Origin of the sequence: Nocardia rhizosphaerae (genome assembly GCF_042650365.1) — a bacterium.
GTDB lineage: Bacteria > Actinomycetota > Actinomycetes > Mycobacteriales > Mycobacteriaceae > Nocardia > Nocardia rhizosphaerae.
This window is the reverse complement of the sequence record NZ_JBHSBA010000015.1, coordinates 260,312-279,936: the sequence shown is the minus strand read 5'-3', so window position 1 is coordinate 279,936 and position 19,625 is coordinate 260,312. Positions and strand designations below refer to the sequence as shown.

General features: G+C 68.3%; 23 protein-coding genes and 2 pseudogenes. 15 read left to right on the top strand and 10 right to left on the bottom strand.

What is annotated here, in order from left to right; genetic code table 11:
• Positions 1-46: 46 nt before the first annotated feature.
• Positions 47-1,012 carry an SDR family NAD(P)-dependent oxidoreductase gene (locus tag ACFOW8_RS23505; protein WP_378553613.1) on the top strand — a complete coding sequence of 322 codons (966 nt, stop codon included), beginning with the start codon at positions 47-49 and terminating at the stop codon, positions 1,010-1,012.
• 179 nt (positions 1,013-1,191) lie between these two features.
• On the opposite strand, the gene ACFOW8_RS23500 is transcribed toward ACFOW8_RS23505, so the two are convergent.
• Positions 1,192-1,617, bottom strand: a complete 426-nt coding sequence (locus ACFOW8_RS23500; RefSeq protein ID WP_378553612.1) for a hypothetical protein — start codon at positions 1,615-1,617, stop codon at positions 1,192-1,194.
• Positions 1,618-2,052: 435 nt separating this feature from the next.
• Here ACFOW8_RS23500 and ACFOW8_RS23495 point away from each other — a divergent pair, with 435 nt between their 5' ends.
• The 4 genes from ACFOW8_RS23495 (at position 2,053) to ACFOW8_RS23480 (ending at position 4,834) form a co-directional block, all read left to right on the top strand.
• Positions 2,053-2,349, top strand: coding sequence for a hypothetical protein (locus tag ACFOW8_RS23495; protein ID WP_378553610.1), 297 nt, complete (start codon positions 2,053-2,055; stop codon positions 2,347-2,349).
• A gap of 9 nt (positions 2,350-2,358) precedes the next feature.
• On the top strand, positions 2,359-2,940 hold the full coding sequence (locus ACFOW8_RS23490; protein WP_378553609.1) for a poly(ethylene terephthalate) hydrolase family protein: 582 nt from the start codon (positions 2,359-2,361) through the stop codon (positions 2,938-2,940).
• 347 nt (positions 2,941-3,287) lie between these two features.
• Entirely contained in the window at positions 3,288-4,184 is an 897-nt protein-coding gene (locus tag ACFOW8_RS23485; protein ID WP_378553608.1) for an NAD(P)H-binding protein, read from the top strand.
• Complete coding sequence (locus ACFOW8_RS23480; protein ID WP_378553607.1) at positions 4,181-4,834, top strand: CPBP family intramembrane glutamic endopeptidase; 654 nt, start codon at positions 4,181-4,183, stop codon at positions 4,832-4,834. The genes ACFOW8_RS23485 and ACFOW8_RS23480 overlap by 4 nt, the downstream gene beginning before the upstream one ends.
• A gap of 6 nt (positions 4,835-4,840) precedes the next feature.
• On the opposite strand, the gene ACFOW8_RS23475 is transcribed toward ACFOW8_RS23480, so the two are convergent.
• Positions 4,841-5,395, bottom strand: a complete 555-nt coding sequence (locus tag ACFOW8_RS23475; protein WP_378553606.1) for a hypothetical protein — start codon at positions 5,393-5,395, stop codon at positions 4,841-4,843.
• A gap of 597 nt (positions 5,396-5,992) precedes the next feature.
• Between ACFOW8_RS23475 and ACFOW8_RS23470 the strand changes: the two genes are divergently transcribed.
• Together ACFOW8_RS23470 and ACFOW8_RS23465 are read left to right on the top strand one after the other, a co-directional pair.
• Positions 5,993-6,355 carry a hypothetical protein gene (locus ACFOW8_RS23470; RefSeq protein ID WP_378553605.1) on the top strand — a complete coding sequence of 121 codons (363 nt, stop codon included), beginning with the start codon at positions 5,993-5,995 and terminating at the stop codon, positions 6,353-6,355.
• A 34-nt stretch (positions 6,356-6,389) separates the two neighbouring features.
• Positions 6,390-6,731, top strand: coding sequence for a hypothetical protein (locus ACFOW8_RS23465; protein ID WP_378553604.1), 342 nt, complete (start codon positions 6,390-6,392; stop codon positions 6,729-6,731).
• A 200-nt stretch (positions 6,732-6,931) separates the two neighbouring features.
• Here the strand turns inward: ACFOW8_RS23465 and ACFOW8_RS23460 are convergent, their stop codons facing one another.
• Complete coding sequence (locus tag ACFOW8_RS23460; protein WP_378553603.1) at positions 6,932-7,261, bottom strand: hypothetical protein; 330 nt, start codon at positions 7,259-7,261, stop codon at positions 6,932-6,934.
• A 21-nt stretch (positions 7,262-7,282) separates the two neighbouring features.
• Positions 7,283-7,930 carry a recombinase family protein gene (locus ACFOW8_RS23455; RefSeq protein ID WP_378553602.1) on the bottom strand — a complete coding sequence of 216 codons (648 nt, stop codon included), beginning with the start codon at positions 7,928-7,930 and terminating at the stop codon, positions 7,283-7,285.
• 426 nt (positions 7,931-8,356) lie between these two features.
• Here ACFOW8_RS23455 and ACFOW8_RS23450 point away from each other — a divergent pair, with 426 nt between their 5' ends.
• The 3 genes from ACFOW8_RS23450 to ACFOW8_RS23440 all read left to right on the top strand — a co-directional run bounded on the left by ACFOW8_RS23450 (position 8,357) and on the right by ACFOW8_RS23440 (position 11,305).
• Positions 8,357-9,733, top strand: coding sequence for an NAD(P)/FAD-dependent oxidoreductase (locus ACFOW8_RS23450; RefSeq protein ID WP_378553601.1), 1,377 nt, complete (start codon positions 8,357-8,359; stop codon positions 9,731-9,733).
• A gap of 252 nt (positions 9,734-9,985) precedes the next feature.
• The gene (locus ACFOW8_RS23445) at positions 9,986-10,780 is read left to right on the top strand and encodes an MBL fold metallo-hydrolase (protein ID WP_378553600.1); all 795 of its coding nucleotides are present in this window, start codon (positions 9,986-9,988) and stop codon (positions 10,778-10,780) included.
• Positions 10,781-11,050: 270 nt separating this feature from the next.
• Positions 11,051-11,305: a hypothetical protein gene (locus ACFOW8_RS23440; RefSeq protein WP_378553598.1), complete on the top strand. Its 255-nt coding sequence runs from the start codon at positions 11,051-11,053 to the stop codon at positions 11,303-11,305.
• 205 nt (positions 11,306-11,510) lie between these two features.
• Here the strand turns inward: ACFOW8_RS23440 and ACFOW8_RS23435 are convergent.
• From ACFOW8_RS23435 to ACFOW8_RS23420, 4 genes and pseudogenes are all read right to left on the bottom strand, one after another.
• Positions 11,511-11,597: pseudogene (locus tag ACFOW8_RS23435) on the bottom strand (epoxide hydrolase family protein); the annotation flags it as partial.
• Positions 11,598-11,658: 61 nt separating this feature from the next.
• Positions 11,659-12,015: pseudogene (locus tag ACFOW8_RS23430) on the bottom strand (TniB family NTP-binding protein); the annotation flags it as partial.
• Positions 12,009-13,214 carry a transposase gene (locus ACFOW8_RS23425; RefSeq protein ID WP_378553597.1) on the bottom strand — a complete coding sequence of 402 codons (1,206 nt, stop codon included), beginning with the start codon at positions 13,212-13,214 and terminating at the stop codon, positions 12,009-12,011. The gene ACFOW8_RS23425 and the pseudogene ACFOW8_RS23430, both read right to left, overlap by 7 nt.
• A 184-nt stretch (positions 13,215-13,398) precedes the next feature.
• Positions 13,399-13,761, bottom strand: a complete 363-nt coding sequence (locus ACFOW8_RS23420) for a nuclear transport factor 2 family protein (RefSeq protein ID WP_378553596.1) — start codon at positions 13,759-13,761, stop codon at positions 13,399-13,401.
• A gap of 170 nt (positions 13,762-13,931) precedes the next feature.
• On the opposite strand from ACFOW8_RS23420, the gene ACFOW8_RS23415 reads away from it, so the two are divergent.
• The gene (locus ACFOW8_RS23415) at positions 13,932-14,777 is read left to right on the top strand and encodes a DUF5995 family protein (protein WP_378553594.1); all 846 of its coding nucleotides are present in this window, start codon (positions 13,932-13,934) and stop codon (positions 14,775-14,777) included.
• A gap of 216 nt (positions 14,778-14,993) precedes the next feature.
• Here ACFOW8_RS23415 and ACFOW8_RS23410 read toward each other — a convergent pair whose 3' ends face one another.
• Positions 14,994-15,545, bottom strand: a complete 552-nt coding sequence (locus ACFOW8_RS23410; RefSeq protein WP_378553593.1) for a TetR/AcrR family transcriptional regulator — start codon at positions 15,543-15,545, stop codon at positions 14,994-14,996.
• Between the two features lie 121 nt (positions 15,546-15,666).
• On the opposite strand from ACFOW8_RS23410, the gene ACFOW8_RS23405 reads away from it, so the two are divergent.
• Positions 15,667-16,425 carry a carboxymuconolactone decarboxylase family protein gene (locus ACFOW8_RS23405; protein WP_378553592.1) on the top strand — a complete coding sequence of 253 codons (759 nt, stop codon included), beginning with the start codon at positions 15,667-15,669 and terminating at the stop codon, positions 16,423-16,425.
• 68 nt (positions 16,426-16,493) lie between these two features.
• Here ACFOW8_RS23405 and ACFOW8_RS23400 read toward each other — a convergent pair whose 3' ends face one another.
• Complete coding sequence (locus ACFOW8_RS23400; protein WP_378553591.1) at positions 16,494-16,922, bottom strand: hypothetical protein; 429 nt, start codon at positions 16,920-16,922, stop codon at positions 16,494-16,496.
• Positions 16,923-17,086: 164 nt separating this feature from the next.
• Here ACFOW8_RS23400 and ACFOW8_RS23395 point away from each other — a divergent pair, with 164 nt between their 5' ends.
• The 3 genes from ACFOW8_RS23395 to ACFOW8_RS23385 are packed head-to-tail and all read left to right on the top strand — an operon-like array spanning position 17,087 to position 19,376.
• Positions 17,087-17,737 carry a DUF998 domain-containing protein gene (locus ACFOW8_RS23395; RefSeq protein WP_378553589.1) on the top strand — a complete coding sequence of 217 codons (651 nt, stop codon included), beginning with the start codon at positions 17,087-17,089 and terminating at the stop codon, positions 17,735-17,737.
• A 50-nt stretch (positions 17,738-17,787) separates the two neighbouring features.
• Positions 17,788-18,159, top strand: a complete 372-nt coding sequence (locus ACFOW8_RS23390) for a YciI family protein (RefSeq protein ID WP_378553587.1) — start codon at positions 17,788-17,790, stop codon at positions 18,157-18,159.
• Positions 18,156-19,376, top strand: a complete 1,221-nt coding sequence (locus ACFOW8_RS23385) for an RNA polymerase sigma factor (protein WP_378553586.1) — start codon at positions 18,156-18,158, stop codon at positions 19,374-19,376. The genes ACFOW8_RS23390 and ACFOW8_RS23385 overlap by 4 nt, the downstream gene beginning before the upstream one ends.
• The last annotated feature ends 249 nt before the right edge of the window (positions 19,377-19,625 follow it).

Here is a 19,625-nt window from a genome sequence, read left to right as displayed (position 1 = left end):
GTCGCTCGCCCATCATGTTCGCACAGACAAGCCGAAAGGTAAAACATTGTCGCCCACTACCGACCCCGCCACCATTCTGCTCACCGGGGCCACCTCGGGCCTCGGCCTCGCGGTCGCGCGCCTCCTCGCCGGATCAGCACAGTGGACAGTCATCACCACGGCCCGATCCGCCGAACGCGCCGGAGAACTGCGCGAACTCCTCGGCGATCCCGCCGGCTTCCGCTACGTGGTCTGCGACCAGACCGACTCCCACAGCATCCGGGCAGCGGCCGGTGAGATCCGCGAACTCCTCTCCGCCCCGACGATTCCGCCGTTGCGGAGCCTGGTGCTCAACGCAGGCATCCAAACCGGCACGACCGCCTCGGCCACCGTCGACGGATACGAGCTGACCTTCGCGACAAACCTACTCGGCCCGCACCTGCTGGTCGGACTGCTCAGCGATGCCCTCACCGCCCCCGCCCGGCTGATCGCGGTGGGTTCGGGCACCCACTACGGACGGTTCCGCAGGTCCTACGGCATGGTTCCCGCACCCCAGTGGCAGGACCCGGCGACGCTGGCGCGTCCACGGGACGGCGACGGCATCCGGGCCTACGCCACCAGCAAGCTCGCCACGCTCTACTGGGTCCACGAGATCGCCCGCCGCGCACCACAATCCCTCGACGCCCTGACCTACGACCCGGGGATGATGCCCGGCACCGGCCTCGCCCGCGATCGCAGCGCCATCGAACGCTTCGGCTGGAAATACCTGCTCCCGGCGATGCGCGTGGTCCCAGGAGTCTCGACCGCCAAGCGCTCCGCACAACACCTCGCCGCCCTCGCCACCGGCACCGACCAGCTCCCCCCGACCGAACTCCGCGGCGCCTACGTCGAGATCGACCACATCGTCGAATCCTCGGCCGAATCCTACGACCGACACAGGGAACTCGAACTCTTCCAGTTCCTCGACGACGCCACCGGACTGGCCGAGACCCCCACGGCTGCCTGGTGGTCGGTGCCCGCACCGACCAACTGATCGCACGCACCGAGCAACACCCAGCCGACTGCGGATCCGACGCCGTGTCCGCACCGTCGCCCTACCGCGAGCCGCGCCGTAACCGGCACAATGAGGGCAGAACAGCCGACGTGTGGGTCGCGGTCAGCGGGTGACGCCGCCTCCGGGCACGGTCGCCGACGCCATGGGGTGGTTCGGGCTCACACTGCCGTGCCGGTGCCGTACCACCGCTGCGCGAGTTCCGCCGAGCCGGTACCAAGCGCCTGCCCGATCGACTCCCAGGACGCGCCGGTCGCCCGAACGAAACGAACGGCCTCGACCAACCGCTGCCGCGCGGATTCCGAATCCTGCAGGGCCAACCGCACCGGCATCAGCTCCCGCATCTCGAGCTGATGACATTCCCAGTCCTGCAACACCAGCCGCGTCGCGGTCGGGTCGAGCCAGCCGGACCGGCTGTGCAGGCGGCGCTCGGCAGGGTCGTGCCCCAGCGGGTGTGCCGAGCGCCGCCACGGTTGCCCGCTCCACCGGCCACAAGAACATCGAGCCCGCCAACCGACCGGCTCACGCGCATCATCGCCGACGATGCCGACGACCCATCCGTGATCACACTCGAACGCAGTTTCCATACCGACTCCGATGTCGATTCCGACCGACTCGGCCGCGCAGAACCCGACCGACTGGTGTGTGAGACCGAGCTTCCCAGATACTCACCTTCGGCGTCGTCTCCCGTGCGGCGCAACCCCGTTGTCGCGATACTGGGACCGATCACAAATCCGGGACCGCTGCCGCATACCGGAGGTAACGGCTGTCATGCCGTTCGGCTCCGTTCGACGGCCCGCTTCGCTCCGCGTCGGATGCGGCGGTTCGCGATCGGAGATGGCCGGCGACCGATGGGCACGCCCGTACACGAGGCGCCCTGCGGCCCGTGGTGGAGCACCGGGACTTCCCACAGAGTTCCTGAGATCGGCGCGGAATACCGGGTGACCCGTTGCCTCCGCCCGATGCGGCCGTAAGGATCGCGAACGTCTCGCTCATCGCGTTCCGTCCGGAAGGACCTATCAGTGTTGATACGTCGAATTGCCGTCGCCACCGCGGCCACGGTGGCAGTGGCCGCGACCTCGGTCTCGGTCTCGCCGCAGGCCACCGCGGCCCCGTTCTCCGGCTCGGTCGGCAGCGATACCGGATCGTCCGGTAGCTCCGGGCCCACCACGAGCGCGTCCCAGACCCCCGTGCCGACGCCCGGCGGAGTCACCGTGGAAACCACGGCAACGACGACGTTCTACCGGCCGTCCGACCTCGGTAACGTCGCACACCCGATCGTCGCGTGGGCCAACGGCACCGGCGCCGAAGTCAGCTAATACGACGGATTGCTTCGCCACCTCGCCGACGCGGGATTCGTCGTCGCCGCGGCGAACACCACACAGTCCAACGCAGATAAAGGCCAGAACGTCCTCGACGGCGTGCGCGCCCTGATCGCCGCCAACGATGACGCCGCCAGTGTCTACCACGGCAAGATCGACACCGCCAGGATCGCCACGATCGGCCACTCCCAGGGCGGCGCCGCGGCGATCAACGCGGGCGCCGATCCCCTCGTCACCGCGGTCCTCGCGCTCGAACCCGGCCCCAACACCGGCCAGGACCGAATCCATACCCCCACCCTGTACCTCGCCGGGGAAGACGACGACATCGTGCGACCCGCGTGGGTCCGCAATCAATACGACCGATCCGACCACGTCCCCACCTGGTTCGCCGAACTCGGCGGAGCAGGCCACCTGGGCATCGGCAAGGAAGACAACGGTTTCCGGCCGACCATCACCAACTGGCTGAAATACACCCTCTACAACGACGAAACCGCGACAGCAATCTTCACCGGCCCCGAATGGACCCTCGAAACGGATCCCGCCTTCACCGAAACCGCCCGCAACGCCAAAGCCAGAGACCTGAACTGACGCCGGACCCGGGCGAGCGGGATCAGCGTCCGCCGCTTACCCGGTTCTTCCGGTCGAAGCGGACCGCCGCGCGGCAGGCGGCCTCGGATATCGCGGCCCGACCCCCCGTGTGCCGCGGCGACGACCACGACCGCGGCCCCCGCGTCCTGGCCACGATCGCCGCGGCCGTCAGCGCCTGACCATCCGCGACCTCATGTTCGGGCCCGTCGACAATTCATCGTCCACGATCCACGGTGCTGCCGCGACGATTCTCCGTGGCCACGCCGCGCGCCGGAGTAGCCTGACCGTAGCTCCACCGTCGGCATCGGCCGAACCGACCTGATCACCGCTCGTGGAGAGGACGCGTCGTGGAGGTACTCGTGGCCGGTGCCACCGGGTTCATCGGCCGCAGGCTGTGTCCGCAACTGCACCGGGACGGACACAACGTGCGGGCCATGACCCGGCACCCCGACCGCTATCACGGGGTCGGCACGCCGGTCGGCGCCGACGCCGCCGACCCCGACTCACTGGTGGCGCCACTGCGCGGCTGCGAGGCCGCCTACTATCTCGTGCATTCCCTGGCCGCGGACGACTTCGAGCGCCGTGACGCCGCGGCGGCCCGTAATTTCGGCCGCGCCGCCGCCGCGGCCGGAGTCCAGCGCATCATCTACCTCGGCGGGCTCGGCGACGACGCCGACCATCTCTCGGCGCATCTGCGCAGCCGCAGGCAGGTGGAGTCGTTACTCGGCGAAGCCGGTGTCCCGGTCACGACGCTGCGCGCCGGGATCATCGTGGGCCACGGCGGCATCTCCTGGGAGATCACCCGTCAGCTGGTGGAACACCTGCCCGCGATGATCACCCCGCGCTGGGTCCGCACCCGCACTCAGCCGATCGCCGTCGACGACGTGATCCGCTATCTCACCGGAGTTCTCGACGATCCACGCGCCGAGGGCCGCACCTTCGAGATCGGCGGTCCCGACGTGCTGGCCTACCTGGACATGCTGCGGCGGGTGGCCCGGATCCAGGGTCGGCCGATCCCGATCGTGCCGGTGCCGCTGCTCTCGCCGCGGCTGTCCTCACGGTGGCTGGCGCTGGTCACCGACGTCGATGTCAGGACCGGCCGATCGCTGGTCGATTCGATGGTGAACGAGGTCGTCGTGCACGACACCGCGATCCGCGACATCCTGCCCTTCGCCACCCTCGGCTACGACGAGGCGGTGCTGCGCGCACTGGGCGAGCGCGTCGGCGTGCGGCCCGAACCATGAGGGTCCGGTCCTGGTTGCGCGGGGTGCGGCCACGCCCCGGTGCGCGCAGGTCAAGGGACGTCGCGCTGGTCGGAGTGGCGGGCACCGCACTGCTCGGCGTCTCGCTGGCCGCCCCGCCCGCCAGCGCCCGCTTCTACGGGCTCACCTTCCTCACGGCCGCCACGCTCGGCATCGGCGGGCTCGCCACCACCCCGCCGCAGGACGGGCCGCGTGAGCTGCGCCTCGTCGCGCCGGCCGCGACCGGCGTCGCCGCGTTCGCGGTGTTCTACGGATGCGCGCTCGTCGCGCGGCGGATTCCGCTGTTACGCAGGGCGATCGCGAATCTGATGCGCTACGCCGACCAGGGCAGCACGGCGGCGGTCCTGCTGACCACACTGGCCAACGGCGTCGCCGAGGAGATCTATTTCCGAGGCGCGGTCTACCATGCCGCACCGCGCCGTCCCGTCACCGTCTCCACCGCCGCCTACGTCGCCAACACCGCCGCGACCCGCAATCCGGCCCTGGTCTTGGCCGCCGCCGTGATGGGCACGGTGTTCGGTGTCCAGCGCGAGCGCACCGGCGGCATCGAGGACGCCCTGATCAGCCATACGATCTGGTCCGCCCTGATGCTGCACTTCATGCCACCGCTGTTCCTGGACCACCGTCGCTGACCGGTGTCACTGTGTCGCGGGCCAGTCGCGGGGTATCCCCAGGATGGCGCTCGCGCCACGAATCGCCGCCAGCACCGCATGGAGCTCGTCGAAACCCTGGCCGAATGCCTCGGTGCGGTCGTCGATGCGGTAAGGGCACAGGCAGGTGTGCGGACGTTCCGGGTCCCGACGTGGTCGCCCCAGCACGATGACCACCGGTCCGGCACCGGTGTCCACGGCGCGGGCACCCAACGGCGAACCGAACTCCCGAGGGTCTGCGATGGCGTGGCCGCCCTGACGAAGCCGACCGGTCACGGGCAGGTGCCGTCCCATCGGATCTTCCGACGCGCTCGAGGACACGAAACGCGCTGTCGCACCAGGAATCTCGACCAGGGCGGCGTAGATCGCCGACAACCGGTCGGGACCGTGCACCCGATGGGTCCGTGTTCCCGCGACGCGGTACGTGCACTGCCAGCCCGGCCTGCCGGTGCCCGGACGGGGGTCGGCGACCTCGACGCCGACCTCCCGATCCCCAGCCGAGACCGTACTCGTCATCACGACCTCACCCAGCTCGGTACTCACCATCACGCCTCCTCACGCGGCCCACATGACCAGGCCGGTCGGTTGGATGCGGAACCCGGCCGGGCCCGCATCGCGCAGGGAGTTCGCGTTGCCCCACCACCGGGATGGGTGAGTCACCTCTGGGCGGGCGGTGGCGATCGGTGATGGAGTCGACTCCGTGGTGCCTTCGTAGAAGGTGAAGATTTTCGCGTCGCGGGCCCACCGTTCGACCCTGGGTAGTCGTGGGTGTAGCCGTTGCCCTGATCGGTGAGGGTGAAGTCCCCGTACGAAGGAGAAGGACCCTGTGGCAGACAAGTCCGCCGACGGCTTCCGCGACGGCATCCTGTCCGCGGTCCGGCTCTTCGCCGCCGCCGACTTCGACTACTGAGGCGCACCACCGGGTTGCCGCTACTCACCGCAGCCTGACACTGATATGCATCACATCGCAGCGCCTCTGTGGAACCGTTTCCGCCGACTTCGCCGTCCAACACCATTGACGGGCAACAACTTCGGGTCCGTCCGCTACACGGCCTGGACCCGATTGCCCCGTCATGACATGGAATGCGCGCTTTCGCCGGGCGGGTTCAGTCGCGGCGAAACGAAACTTTGGGGGATGACATGGGAAACATGCTGAGGGCATCGGCGGCTGGCGTCGTGGTGGCCGGATCGTTGTTCGTGGGCGTCGCGGGTGCATCGGTGGCGGTCGCTGCACCGGTCCAGCCGGGGCCGGTAGCTGCCGCTCCGATCGGGCAGCCTGTCCTGGCTGGATGGGCGCCGATGCAGGAGAAGCCGAAGATGATCACGGTCACGCGGCAGTGTGACAAGGTCAAGAACGACACTCCCGGTAACGGGCATTCCGAAGAGAAGGTCCGGGCCACCGCGAAGGCGTACAACAAGAAGGCCGCCGAAGCTGCTGCCGACAAGCTGATCGATCAGAAGATGCCGAAGGGCTACCACAAGCGGCACTGCCGCACCACCTAGCGAGAGGAACTGACCGTCCACGATGAGTAGCCACATGCTGTTCCAGCTGTACTGCCTGCCAGCAGAGGCAGAGGCGACTCGCTCGGCGCTTGCGGACGAACTCGCCGAGTACGCGCAGTGCAGCGACGCGCGGATCGAATTCGAGCAGAACCAGGAGGCCGCGGCCGACTACGACATGCATACGGATTGGGCTGCTCAACATCCAGGACAGGAGCCCGGAGATCGGGCGTACTTCCAGCTGCGAGTGCAGTCCCCGACCGATGTTCCCGAGCCGGTGCTGCAGAACGTCGAGTTGGCAATCTGGGACTGGATCAACTCGACGTACAACGACGACTCCGACGAGATCATCGAGGTACAAGCGGCCAGTGCGATCTAGGGGCCACGGCTTTTGAACCCGTGCTCGAGAAGGGCTGCCGCCGGATAGGTGGCAGCCCTTCTCGAGGTTTTGGCACGCTCTCACAAGCGATCGGCTACGCATATCCGTTGGTTTTCGGCGGTCCGGCACCCCGAAACGTGTCGATCCTCGTGCCCGATCGCGGCGCGATCGGGCACGGCTGGCCACAGCCGTGCCCTTCGTCAGTTGAGTCGGCCGCGGGCGCGCTGCAGTTCGTAGATGGTGGCGCGGTCTTCGTCGTCGGCGAGGCGCAGCTCGGCGACGGTGATCTGCTGATCGATCGTCGTGCAGTCGGGCAGTTCGAAGTTCGACTCGGTGCAGATCCAGGTCCACTTGTCGAGCCCGGCCGGGGGAATGGTGTCGAGCAGCTCGCACACCGGTCGCGGCGGCCGGTATCCCGAGGCGTGCAGCTCGGCCTCGGCGTCGGCCCAGTCCTGGTGCTGCTCCGGGGTCCAGTGCGCCTTCGGGTCGTCACCCCACGGCAGTTCACGTGGGGTCTTCCAGTCGTCCATCATGGTCTCCGGTGAGGTCGATCAGGCCGAGGCGCCGTCGGCGGTGCGCCGCGAGGGGAGCAGCTCGTCGTACTTGCTGACGTCGGGCATGGGGCGATCCTGCCCGAGGGCGAGCTCGGCCGCCTGCACTTCGGCGTGCACGACCGCGAGGCTGACGCCGACACCGCGCGAGATCTCGCGCAGGGACTGGCCTTCGGCGCGGCGGGCCAGGATCGCACGCCGCTTGTCGTCGTCGACTACCCGGGGCCGGCCGCCCTTGTTGCCGCGCCGGGCCGCGGCGGCCAGGCCGTTGCGGGTCTTGCGGGAGATGTCGCGGCGGCGGTCCTCGGCCAGGGCGAGCGCCAGGTCGAGGATGAGGTTACGTTCGGTGTGTTCGCCGGCGGCGATGCCGGACAGGATCTTGACCGAGACGCCCTGCTGGAACAGATCGTTGAGCACGATGAGACCCTCGAGGAGGTTGCGGCCGAGCCGGTCGGCTTCCTGCACGGTGAGCAGGTCACCTGGGCGCAGGTAGTCCAGGGCGGCTTGGAGGCCGGGCCGGTCAGCGACCTTGATGGTGCCGGAGATCTTCTCCTCGAACACCTTCACGCAGATCGGGTCGAGGTCGTCGTGCTGGCGTGCGGTCTCCTGTTTGCTCGTGCCGACCCGGACCAAGCCCACCAGTGCCATCGAAATCCCCTCCGTGCGTTCAGAAACCGTGTTCGTAAAGTCTACGGCATCGACCGGTTGATGAACGGGTTTCCGAACGGCCTGTCCTGGGAGCATGTCGCCGGACTGTCAGTGTTCGAAGTTGCGTTCATCGATGTGCGGAGTGGCCTTCAGTAGGCCTGACGTCACAGATCTGCTCCGCTCGGTCGATGTGAGGGTCGGCGTATTCCCGCTGTTCGATCAGGGGTGAAGGTCTCGTTATCTGCGCGAGGTTGCTCGAGCGGGGATCTCCCGCCGTAGATAGGCGTAACTATCGGTTACATATTTATAGGCCGGGGCGTTGCGCATCACAAAAGTATGTGTAACGCTTCGTAACAGAATATTGGTCGGCGCTGACCTGGAGTTGTGCTTCCCCGGGCGCGCCCTGCACCCCGAGGAGCTGATGTCATGGCGGGGTCGGAATTCGATGTGGTGATCGTCGGCGGGCGTTGCGCGGGCGCGACGTTGAGCACGATGCTCGCCCAGCAGGGCGTGAAGGTCTGCGTTGTGGACAAGGCCGGGTTTCCCAGCGAGACGCTCTCGACATGTGTGTTCCAGTCCAACGGTGTCGACGTGCTGCGCCGGATCGGGGTGCTCGAGGAGATCCTCGCCGCCGGGGCGAGCGTCATCCGGACGGCGACGGTGACCAGCACGCACCAGAAGTTCACCGTCGATCTCGACCCCGATACTTACGGCACCCTGCTCGGGATGCGCCGAACCACGATGGACGCGATCCTGATCGGCCACGCCGCCCGGACCGGGGCGGAGGTCCGTACGCAGTGCCCGGTCGAGGACGTGATCATCGAAGACGGGCGAGCGCGCGGGGTACGCACCCGCGCCGGGGACATCCGGGCACGGGTGGTGATCGGCGCGGACGGCCGATCCTCGACGGTAGCGCGGTCGGTGGGGGCGCGGGAGTACTGCACGCGCCCCGGTGGCCGGGTGCCGACCTGGTCCTTCTATGAAGGGGTCGACCCCGGCCAGGGTCTGTTCTTCGGCGCGGTCGGCGGCACACGCGGTGGATCCACTGCGTTTCTCGGACTGCCGCTCGATGGTCAGTTTCTGGCCACTGTCGCGGTGCCGGCCGCGGAGGCCGACGGATATCTGAGCGATCGCTATGCCGGGTTCGACGCCCGATTGCGATTGTTTCCGGAGTTGGCAGCCGCGGTCGAAGGCGCTACCAGGGTCGGGCCGATCCGGGTTCTGCAGAAGTGGCACAGCTACTTTCGTGAATCAGCGGGCCCAGGGTGGGCGCTGGTCGGGGACGCGGGCAACTTCAAGGACTACTCCCTGGGGCAGGGGCAGTCCGATGCGTTCCGGCAGGCCGAATACCTGGCCGGACGGCTGGTCGCCGGGCTGGCACCCGGAGCGGATCTCGACAGCGAACTGGCCGATTGGTGGCGGTGGCGCGACCGTGACGCGTGGCAGCTGTACTGGGCCAACTGCCTACTCGGTGAGCCGTACCTGCCCGACTCCCTCGCCGACGGCCTGTTCGGCCTGGCAGCCGCCGACGAGGCTGTCGCGTTGGACTTCGCCCGCATTTTCAACAAGAGCGTGACGACGCTGCGCGCCGCAACCACGCCCACACGACTGGCCAGGATCGCCCCGCGCGTAGTCCGCTCCCAGCTCGCGGCACCCAGCGGGGGCCTGCTCGGCAATGCGCGTGCCACAGCCGAACTGGCGAGGTTCACCGCGAAACTGCTGTCCCAGCACCCGCGCTCGCCGTGGAACCGACGCCACACACCACGCGCCGAGGGCGGCCTGCCGGTCTCGGGGTTGTCGTGAGCGCGGTCCTCATGCCGGCCGTCGTAGTCGGCGGGCTGCTGGTGTTTCTGTTCGCGCTCGGCCCTGACCTCGATCTGGATCTGAGGGGCCGTGAGATCTCCGAGGCGTATGCCCGGCGACGAGACCTCCCTACGCACCGCCACCGATGCTGTCTACGGCACCGCCACTCGTCGTGAACGCATCGAATCGGCAGCGCTCGACTCCGCCTCTCGCGTCCCGCGCGGACGGACTCCCCGACGACAGGAGCACTCTATGAAGGTCCACCACCTCAATTGCGGAACGATGCGGCCTCCGGTCGGTGGGCTGTCCGTCGCCCATGTCCTGCTGGTGGAAACCGCTGAGCATCTGGTGCTCGTCGATGCCGGCTACGGCCTGGGCGATATCGCCGACCCGAGTCGTATCGGCCCGGCCAGGCATCTGATCCGACCCGATTTGCTCGCCCGTGAGACCGCCGCTCACCAGGTTCGCGCTTTGGGCTACGAGGTGCGCGATGTCCGCCACATAGTGGCCACGCATCTCGACGTCGACCATATCGGGGGTCTCAGCGATTTCCCCGACGCGGTGTTGCACACCACCGCCACCGAAAAAGCCGCCGCCTACCATGGCAGCTTGCGGTCGGTGCTGCGCTACCGACGCGGACAGCTACCACCGCAAGCGCGCGTACGGGCACACGCCCCGGGAGCCGGCAGCTGGCACGAGTTTCCCGGCGCCACATATCTTTCCGAGATCGCCGAGGGCATCGTGTTACTGCCATTACCGGGCCATACCCGCGGCCACGCCGCAGTCGCCGTCGATGCCGGGAGCCATTGGGTATTGCACTGCGGCGACGCGTTCTTCCATCAAGCCACCCTGCGGCGGACTGCGATCCCGGCCGCCTTACGCCTGACCGAAGCCGTCCTCGCTGACCAACCCCACCGGATCGCAGGCAACCACGCACGCCTCGCCGTACTGCACGCCACCCAGCCGGGCGCCACACCGATTCGCATCGTTTGCGCTCACGACCCGCAGATGCTCGCCGACGCCCAAGCCGCCGACGCCGGATGGTGAAGCCGCCGCGAATCTGCGCGGTCGGATCATCGGAGGTGATCGCGGCTATCAGTTCGCGGGCACGCTCGGACGACGGAACCGTTTGGCGACAGCACGATTCAATCCCAGCAACAGCCGATTCCGGCAACAGAGCGTGGCGGTGCGGGCGCAGGCGGGGTCGCGCCAGTGTGAGTGGGACCACAATGCGGTCGTTGGAGAGAGATGGGTCATCGGTCGGCGCGATGACGAAATATCGATTCCTGCGGATTCGATATTTGCTGCGAGTTGTCTATGACAGCGACTCGTCCCTCCGAGGAAAGCTGGATCGATATGCGCAAGCTACTGGTCACCGCCGCCATCGCCGGAACTCTCACCGCCGGGGCGGTGATCACCGGTACCGGTACCGCCGCGGCCACCCCGCCCCCGCCCTCGCCTCAGTGCACGATCGTCTCCTACCCCCTGGTCTTTCTGATCGAGGCCACCGGCGGCGCATCGAGCCCGTTGCTGCCACTGGCCAATTCCCTGCAGGCCGCGGTCTGCTCCTGACCAGACCGGCTGGCAAACACCGCCGATATCCGGAAGATCCGTCAACATCCTGGGTGCCCCGCGCGAGGGGCTTCCCTGGCTGCATGCACGGTCTTTTCGATAGGCGGCCGCGATGGCTGAGGTGTGGTGGGCGACACGATTGTGCGCTGGTGAAATAGGACGGATTCTGACCTGCTGGGTTCATAGGTTGGTGTTCATGAACGGTGAGCGGGCTCGAGAAGACGAATCCGGGCAGTGACGGGATGACCAGATGGAACGCGTCGGCCGGGTCGCCGCCGTGGGCGCGCGGATCGCACCACCAGCTCCTCGACATCGGCCAGCCGCCGCGCGCGGGCCCGCACCGGCGCACCGAGAGCGGTCAGCAGCGCCACGTAGAAGCGCAGCACACTGGGCTCCGACGGCATCTGCACCGCCAGGACGGGGATTTCCTCGCGGTCGGTGTGCGAGATCGGCGGGTGGTCGCGGCGGAACTTCTCGATGATCATCGACTTGCCGTTGTTGGTCGGCCCGATCAGCAGCAGGTTCGGCATCCGTTGCTTGGACGGCATCGTCAGCAGCGTCTCGAGCCTGGCCAGGGCCTCGGTGGCGCGGGTGTAGCCGATCCAGCGATCCGCGCGCACGTGGCGGACCCGCTCGGCGGCCGGGAGCAGCGCGATGCGGTGCGCGGAAGGATGCAGGTGCGACAGGTCCACCGGTTCGCCGATCACCATTGCTCGATCACCTCGAACGGCAAGAAGTCGACGAGGAACGCGGCCTCGTTGGTCACCATCGCCGGTGCACCCCCGGCGCCGGATCGTTCGGCCCACACCCCGGCCGGGGTCCGCCCGCCCAAGCCTTCGTGTGGGCGGCCGTGGTAGCAGGCCACAGCCAGGGCCATCCACCGCTGCAACTCGCTCAGGGTGAGAACGGCTTTCGCGTCGCTGTCGTAGGCGCCGCGGTCGGCGGTGTTGGAGAAGGTGGTGCCGGGCAGCTCGTGGACCATCGTCATCATGGTGCCGATCAGCCACTCGATCACCCCGCCGAAGTGTGGTTGTCCTGGCGGCCGGTAGTCCACGCCGATCCCGTGCCGCTCGCAGCCCCGGCGCAGGGCCTCGCTCTTGAACTCTGCGGCGTTGTCCACATACAGGCGCACCGGTTTGCCGCTCATCGGCCACGCCGCGTCGATCTTCGAGCGTTCCAGCCACGCGCGTTTGTCGATCGCCATGTGCGCCAGACACGGTCCGACCGAGGTCGCCGACGGCGCCTCCAGGGTGATCACCAGTCCAGGCACGCAGCGGGTGGCCTCGTCGATCGCCGCGGTCACATACGGGCGCCCGATCGGGAGCCGGTGAAAGTCGTCGACCACGATCACATCCGCTGGGGTGTGGTCGATCTGGACCCGCTCCAGCAGCCCGTCGACCGCCGGGGTGGTCCCGCCGGCCGCCCGCCGCGAGCGGGCCGCGTCGGTTCCCTGGCGGGCGGTGGTGGCCTTGACCGGGTCCAGTAGCCGGATCCGGCGCGTGACCGCCGACCGCGACGGCGGCGCGAGCCCCGCGATCCGGCATTCGCGGGTGATCTCGCGGCAGATCACGGTCACCGACCGTTTCTGCCTGGTCAGGTACCGGGTCCGCAGGACCTTGCGGATGATCTGTTCGACCTCCTCGGGCAGCCGGGCACCACCGCGGCCGCCGGATGAGCGGCGCGGCAACAAGTCCGACGCCACCCCCTCGCCCGTCCTCCAGCGTCGGACCAGCGCATACACCTGCCGTTGAGTGACCCCGAGCTGATCGGCGGCCTGGTCGGCGGCCGCGATGCTCACCCGGTCCGATTCCGCGAGGGGGCCGATGACCTTTGCGCGGACGACCGCGACCTGCCACTGCGCTTCGTCGGCGGTCAGAACACCACGCTCGGGCAACGCTGAACCGGCCATCCGCAACCCCCGTGCTGAAGACGAGTACGAGCTGGATGCAAGGTACTGCCGATGAGTACAAGACACGCCGATGATCGCTAGACCTGTTCAACCGCAACCGAATCCGCAGGTCCGCACTGAACAGGACTTCGACAATCGACACCAGGTTCGGCCGACACCGATCGACCTCGGACCCGTCGAACTACTACTCGATCACCGAGGCATGAGCGGCGACGACTCGCCAGCCAAGCGCGTCGTCGCGCGCCCACGCTCGGGTGTAGCGCATCCTGGCCGCGAACGGTGCCCCCTGGACACTGCCTTCGACGACACCGAGAAACCAGGTGACCCCGGTCGTCCCCGCCACCAGAACAGTCAGCTCTTCTTCCTCGAGCCTGCTCACGCTCTGCGCCCCGCTACGGTGCGCCTCGAGATCATCAGCTTTGGTGAACGTGTCCGAACCGAAGGTGAAGATCAACCGATCGTCGAGCAACTCGTCCAGCGCTCCGACATCCCCGGCCAGCTGCGCGGCCTGCAGCCGCCGCTCAGCCTCGCGCAACACGTTCTCCATGGCATCCACCATGCCAGACCCGAACGCGGCCGTCCCGGTCACTCCCCCGCCGCGGTCCACGACCACCCGCTCCCGCCCCCGTGTCGTATTCGGTGGTTCTCACTCCAGGGTGGTGGAATCAGCGGGTGCGTATATCGAGCGGAATAGCCACCATCGCAGCGGCTCTCGTCATGACCCTGCCCGCGATCGTCACCGCACCGGCCGTCGCCGCCGTGCGCGGCACCGCATGCGGTGTGGCACTGTCCTCCGCCGATATCGCCGATATCGTGGAACTGTCGGACACCGCGACGCTGACCGGCGCCGACAGTCTCGCCCGCCTCGAGGACGCGGTCGACCGGCACCACCGGATCACCGAGATCCTCGTCGCGCACAAGGATCTGCGCGGCCTGTTCGCCCTCGGCCTCGACACCGTCGAATACGCGGCGGTCATGCCGCTTCAGCGCGACCCCGCCGCGTTCATCGACCGGGAGTACGCGCACGCCATCAGCACGGAGCTGCTCGGCCGGTTCCTCGACAACCTGCACGCCGAGTTCACCGGCGGGGTTGTCGAACCACACTGGGCCCACTACTTCACCCTCGCCAAGGACTGCGCCGTGTCCAGGGCCCGCACCGCGATGGCGGGCTACAACGCGCACCTCACCGTCGATCTGGCGTATTCGGTCGCGGCGATCGGCTCCCGGCCCGAGAACGCCCCGGACTACTTCGAGATTGTCGCCGGCATCGCCGCCGTCGGTGACCTGATCATCGACCGCACCGACGTCGTCTACAGTGCCGATCTCGGGCCACTGTGGCGGTTCTACTTCCTCGGCGAGGGACTCGACCAACTGTTCGGCGCGGGCGTCGCCACCGAACAACTGCTCATCGCCGCCGACCTCGGCGCCAATACCGTCATCTTCGGCAACGGCCTCGCCCTACAGAACCCCGCCCTCGCCCCCGCGGTACGGACGGAGATCTCCGCCCTCTGGCAGGCAGCCGACCTGGCCTTCGACGCGCTGGCCCGCATCAACGCCCTCTGACCCGCACCCGCCGGCGGACAGCCGGATCAGCACCTACGAGGCGCAGCTGCTACCCGGCCAGTTGCAGACGCCGGCCGAGGGCACGCCCGGCGATACCGCCGGTCTCGCCGTGGCCTGGTACCGCCCGAGTCGATGGGCCGGACCGAATCGGGCGCGATCGAGCCAAGAAATCGCCCCGAGCTCGGACGCGGTCGGCGTCCACGGTGTTCCGCCCGGTCAGCCGTCGAGCAACCGTGCGGCGATCCGGCCCGCCCGCGCGGCGGCCGCGGGCGAAGCCTCGCGCAGCGCGGTGACGATGGCGCCGTCGATGAGCAGCGCGAATTCCACGGCCAGCTCCTCGGCATCGGACCGGCCGGCAGCGGCCAGCAGTTCGGCCAGATACTCGATGACGCGACGCTTGTGCCGATCGGCGACCCGGTGCGCAGGCGAGTCGGGATCGGCCACTTCGACCATGGTGTTGATGAACGCGCACCCGCGAAAGTCCTCGCGCGTGAATCGCTGCGCCAGCGCGTCGAATACCGCGAGCGGACGATCGGCCGGGTCTTTTACCGCCTCGACCGCTTCGCGCAACCAGGTCAGCCATCGCTCGTCCCGCCCGGAGAGCACGGCGACCACCAGATCGTCCTTGCTCTCGAAGTGCCGGTAGAACGAGGCCCTTCCCACGCCCGACTCGCTCAGCAGCCGCTCCAAGCCGACGGCGCGGATCCCCTCTGCATAGAAGAGTTCGTCCGCGGTGGCCAGCAGTCGCTGCCGGGCTCGGGTCGCCATCGCCCCACCCTAACAGGTCGGAACTGATCGGTACCGAATACCTTGACCGTGGCGGTAGTGATCAGTACCGTTCGATTTCGGTACCGATCGGTGCCGTTCTACGCGAATCTGGAGTCGATCAATGTCACGACTGCCCCTTGTCACCCCGGAAAAAGCCGACGCCGACCAGGCCGACCTCCTGGCCGACGTGCAACGCCAGCTGGGTCGGGTGCCGAATCTGTATGCGGCGCTGGCCAACAGCCCCGCCACCCTGCGCGGCTACCTCGCCCTGCATTCCGCACTGGCCGGCGGCACCCTCGACGCGCGCACTCGCGAGCGCCTCGCACTGCTGGTCGCCGCAGACAACGGCTGCGACTACTGCGTCGCCGCGCACACCTTCCGCGCGGGCCGCATGGGGCTCTCGGAGCGAGAGATCGCCGACACCCGGCTGGCGCGCGCCGAGGACCCGCGCACCGACGCCGTGCTCCGCGTCGCCCACGAGGTGCTGCACGAACGCGGCCGAATCGATGACGCGCTGCTCGCCGAGGTCCGCGCGCACGGCGTCACGGACGCCGAACTGAGCGAGGTCGTCGGGCACATCGCGCTCAACGTCCTGTCCAACTACTTCAACCATGTCGCGCGACCAGAGCTGGACTTCCCGCCCGCCGCGCCCACCGAGGACCGAACCATGACCCGGAAATGGCGCACCGCTACCCGCATCGAACTCGTCGAGGGCTACACCCTGCTCGACCGGCGCGGCGCGGCGACCGCTGTCGTCGACGACGCGCGCGTCGCGATCGAAGGCGGATTCCTGCACGTCGAAGTCGACGGCGCGGCGGCGGTGCAGATCATGTCCGCGCCCGCCGTCGCCCGTGTCGACTATCGGCCCGACGCAGCCTGATCCCACCCGCCCCGCTCCCCCGAGCGGGGCGTGGCACACCGGCGGCGACCCGGCTCGGCGACGCCGGATCAGACGCGGGTCATCGTGGAGGCGTATCCGCCGCCACCGGGATACACCCATTCGCCGGTGACCGTGGTCCCCGCCGAATCGAAGGTGCCCCGGTAATAGGCGGGACTGTCTTTGGCACCTGCCCAGATGGTGAGGGTGTCCCCGGTCAACTCGTAGACGTAGTCGAAGCTGCGCCCGACGGAGTCGTAATAGCGCGAGACGACATCCGGTCCCGTCGGTTCACCGAACGGGCGCAGGTTGCCGATGACTTCCATGCCGGTGACAGGTAGGCCGTCCTGGGCCAGATCGATGTGCTGGAGCAGAAAGAACCGGCCGACCATCCATTCGTATCGGACCGTGCCTTGCGCGCCACCGGTGACTCGCCAGGTGCCGACCAAACGATCCAGTGCGCGCAGTTCGGGAGTGGGCTGCGGTGGGGTCTCGAGCATCTCGTTCTCCTCGTGAGGGGGTGTTCGTTCGCCGCTACCTCGGAGCCGCCGTCCACTCCTCGACAACCTGGTGATGTGATGTGAATCACTCTCGATCGGTGTCGAGGCATCACGGTCGACTCCGAGGTAGCAGCGAAGCTCCCCGATCGAGGAAGGAAATAGCGATGACCCTCATGGCCGACGCGCGCCGCACCCCCCACGCCACAGGACGGTTGTCCGACCGTCTACTGCTCGCCGGTGCTGCCGCCGGACCGCTGTTCTTCGCGTCGGTGATCCCGCAGATGCTCACCCGCGACGGCTTCGACATCACCCGGCACCCGATCAGTCAACTCGCCACCGGAGACCTCGGCTGGATCCAGATCGCGACCTTCGTGACCGCAGGCGCGGGCGCGTCGGCGCTGGCCGTCGGCCTGGCTCGCACCTTGCGAACCGGGTTCGGCCGACGGGCACTGCCGATCCTGGTCGGCATATTCGGAGTGGGGATGATCGCGGCCGGGGCATTCACCATGGACCCCGAAAACGGATTCCCGGCGGGAACTCCCGACGAGCCGGTGGCGCAGATGTCGTGGCACAGCATCGCCCATTCGGCTTCCGCCGCAGTGGCTTTCACCGCGCTGGCCGTCGCAGCCCTCGTGCTCGGCGTGCGGTGCGCCCGTCGCCGGGCGGTGTGGCCCGCGCTGGCGAGCACGGTGGCCGGGCTCGCCCTGCTGGTACCGATCTCGCCCGACCATATGAGCATCCAGATCGCGGTCAACGGACTGATCGCGTTCACCTGGATCACCACGCTGGCGATCTCCCAGCGTCGCACCGCCTGACCGAGCACCGCGCGATACCGTCGCAACAACATCCACCGAGAGGCCGGACCATGAAATATCTACTGCTCGGCTACACCCCCGCCACCGACTGGGACGCCGAGAGCGCCGACACACCCTCGCCGGAAGCGCTGGCCGCTTTCGCCACCTATCAGAAGCTCGAGCAAGAACTGACCGCCTCCGGCGAACTGGTAGCCACCGAGGGCTTGGGCCACCCTGCGGTGAGCACCACCGTCCGCAAGACCGCCGACGGTGTGATCGCCACCGACGGACCCTTCGCCGAACTGAAGGAGGTCCTGGCCAGCTTCGCCGTCATCGATGTCGCGGGCCACGAGCGCGCTGTCGAGATCACCGCCCGCCTCGTGGCGGCACTGGGCGAACCGATCGAGATCCGCCCGATCATGGGCGCGGACTTCACCGCGTGACCCCCACGATCGAGGATCTGCTGCGCGCCGAAGCGCCGCAGGTCCTCGGAGCTCTGGTCCGCCGATTCGGACGCTTCGACATCGCCGAGGACGCCACCCAGGAAGCGCTGCTCACCGCATCCCGCGCGTGGCCGGTGGACGGTATCCCGGACAACCCACGCAGCCGCCTCATCCGCATCGCCTACGGGCGGATGATCGACATGCTGCGGTCCGAGCAGGCCCGCCGCCGCCGCGAGATCGACGCGGCGGCACGGGCCGAGCCGCTGCGCACCGCGCACCACCCCGACGTCGACGACAGCCTGACCCTGCTGTTGCTGTGTTGTCACCCCGCACTGAGCCACACCGCCCAGGTCGCCCTGACCTTACGTGCGGTCGGCGGTCTCACCACCGCCGAGATCGCCCACGCCTACGGCACGACCGAAGCCACCATGGGCACTCGGATCAGCCGCGCCAAACAACAACTCGCCAAAGCCGGGGCGCGCTTCACCCCACCGACCGATACCGACCGCGACCATCGCCTGGCCGCCGTCCTGCGCGCGCTGTACCTGATCTTCAACGAGGGCTACACCGCCACCACCGGCGGCGAACTCGTCCGGGTGGACCTCACCGCCGAAGCTGTCCGGCTGACCCGCATGCTGCACGACACCACCCCCGGCGACGCCGAGGTGACCGGCCTGCTCGCACTGATGCTGCTCACCGAATCCCGCCGCGCGGCCCGCACGCAGGCAGGAGAACTGGTACCCCTCGACGAACAGGACCCCGCCGGCTGGGACCACGACCTGATCGAGGAGGGCACCGCCCTCATCGACAGTGTCTGGAACCACGGACCGGCGGGTCCGTACCAGATCCAGGCCGCCATCGCCGCGCTGCACGCCACGGGCGAGCCGGGCGACACCGATTGGCCCCAGATCGCCCTGCTGTATCTGTGGCTCGAACGCCTGACCCCGACCCCGCCCGTTCAGCTCGCGCGGGTCGTGGCCGTCGCCCGCGCCTACGGTCCCGCGCGCGGACTGGCGCTACTCGACGACCTCGACCGACGTCACCACCTGGATCGCAATCCGCTCACCCGACAGCGTGCACACGCTGTTCGCGCACACCTTCTCCAGCAAACCGGCGACCACGCCGCCGCGACCCGGCTCTTCCACCGAGCAGCCGACCTCACCGGCAACACAGTCGAACAACGGTACCTACGCGCGAAAGCCGACCACCCCGACTGACTGCCCCAGGTCGCTCAGACTCCCGCGTGCGCGAACCGAAAGCGGCGGCTCGGCATTCCTGCCACTCGCAGGGTGCGCAGTGCGCGGCGGCCATCACGGCCGATTCCGACCTCTTCGGCCGATCCTGACTCGAATCGACGACAGCGGGGCGAGAACTTGCTACAGTCCCAGACAGCTAACTACGGTTGCGTAGATATTTTTCTACGGCTGCGTAGATATTTGGTCCGCGGAGGTCGAACACGGTCAGCG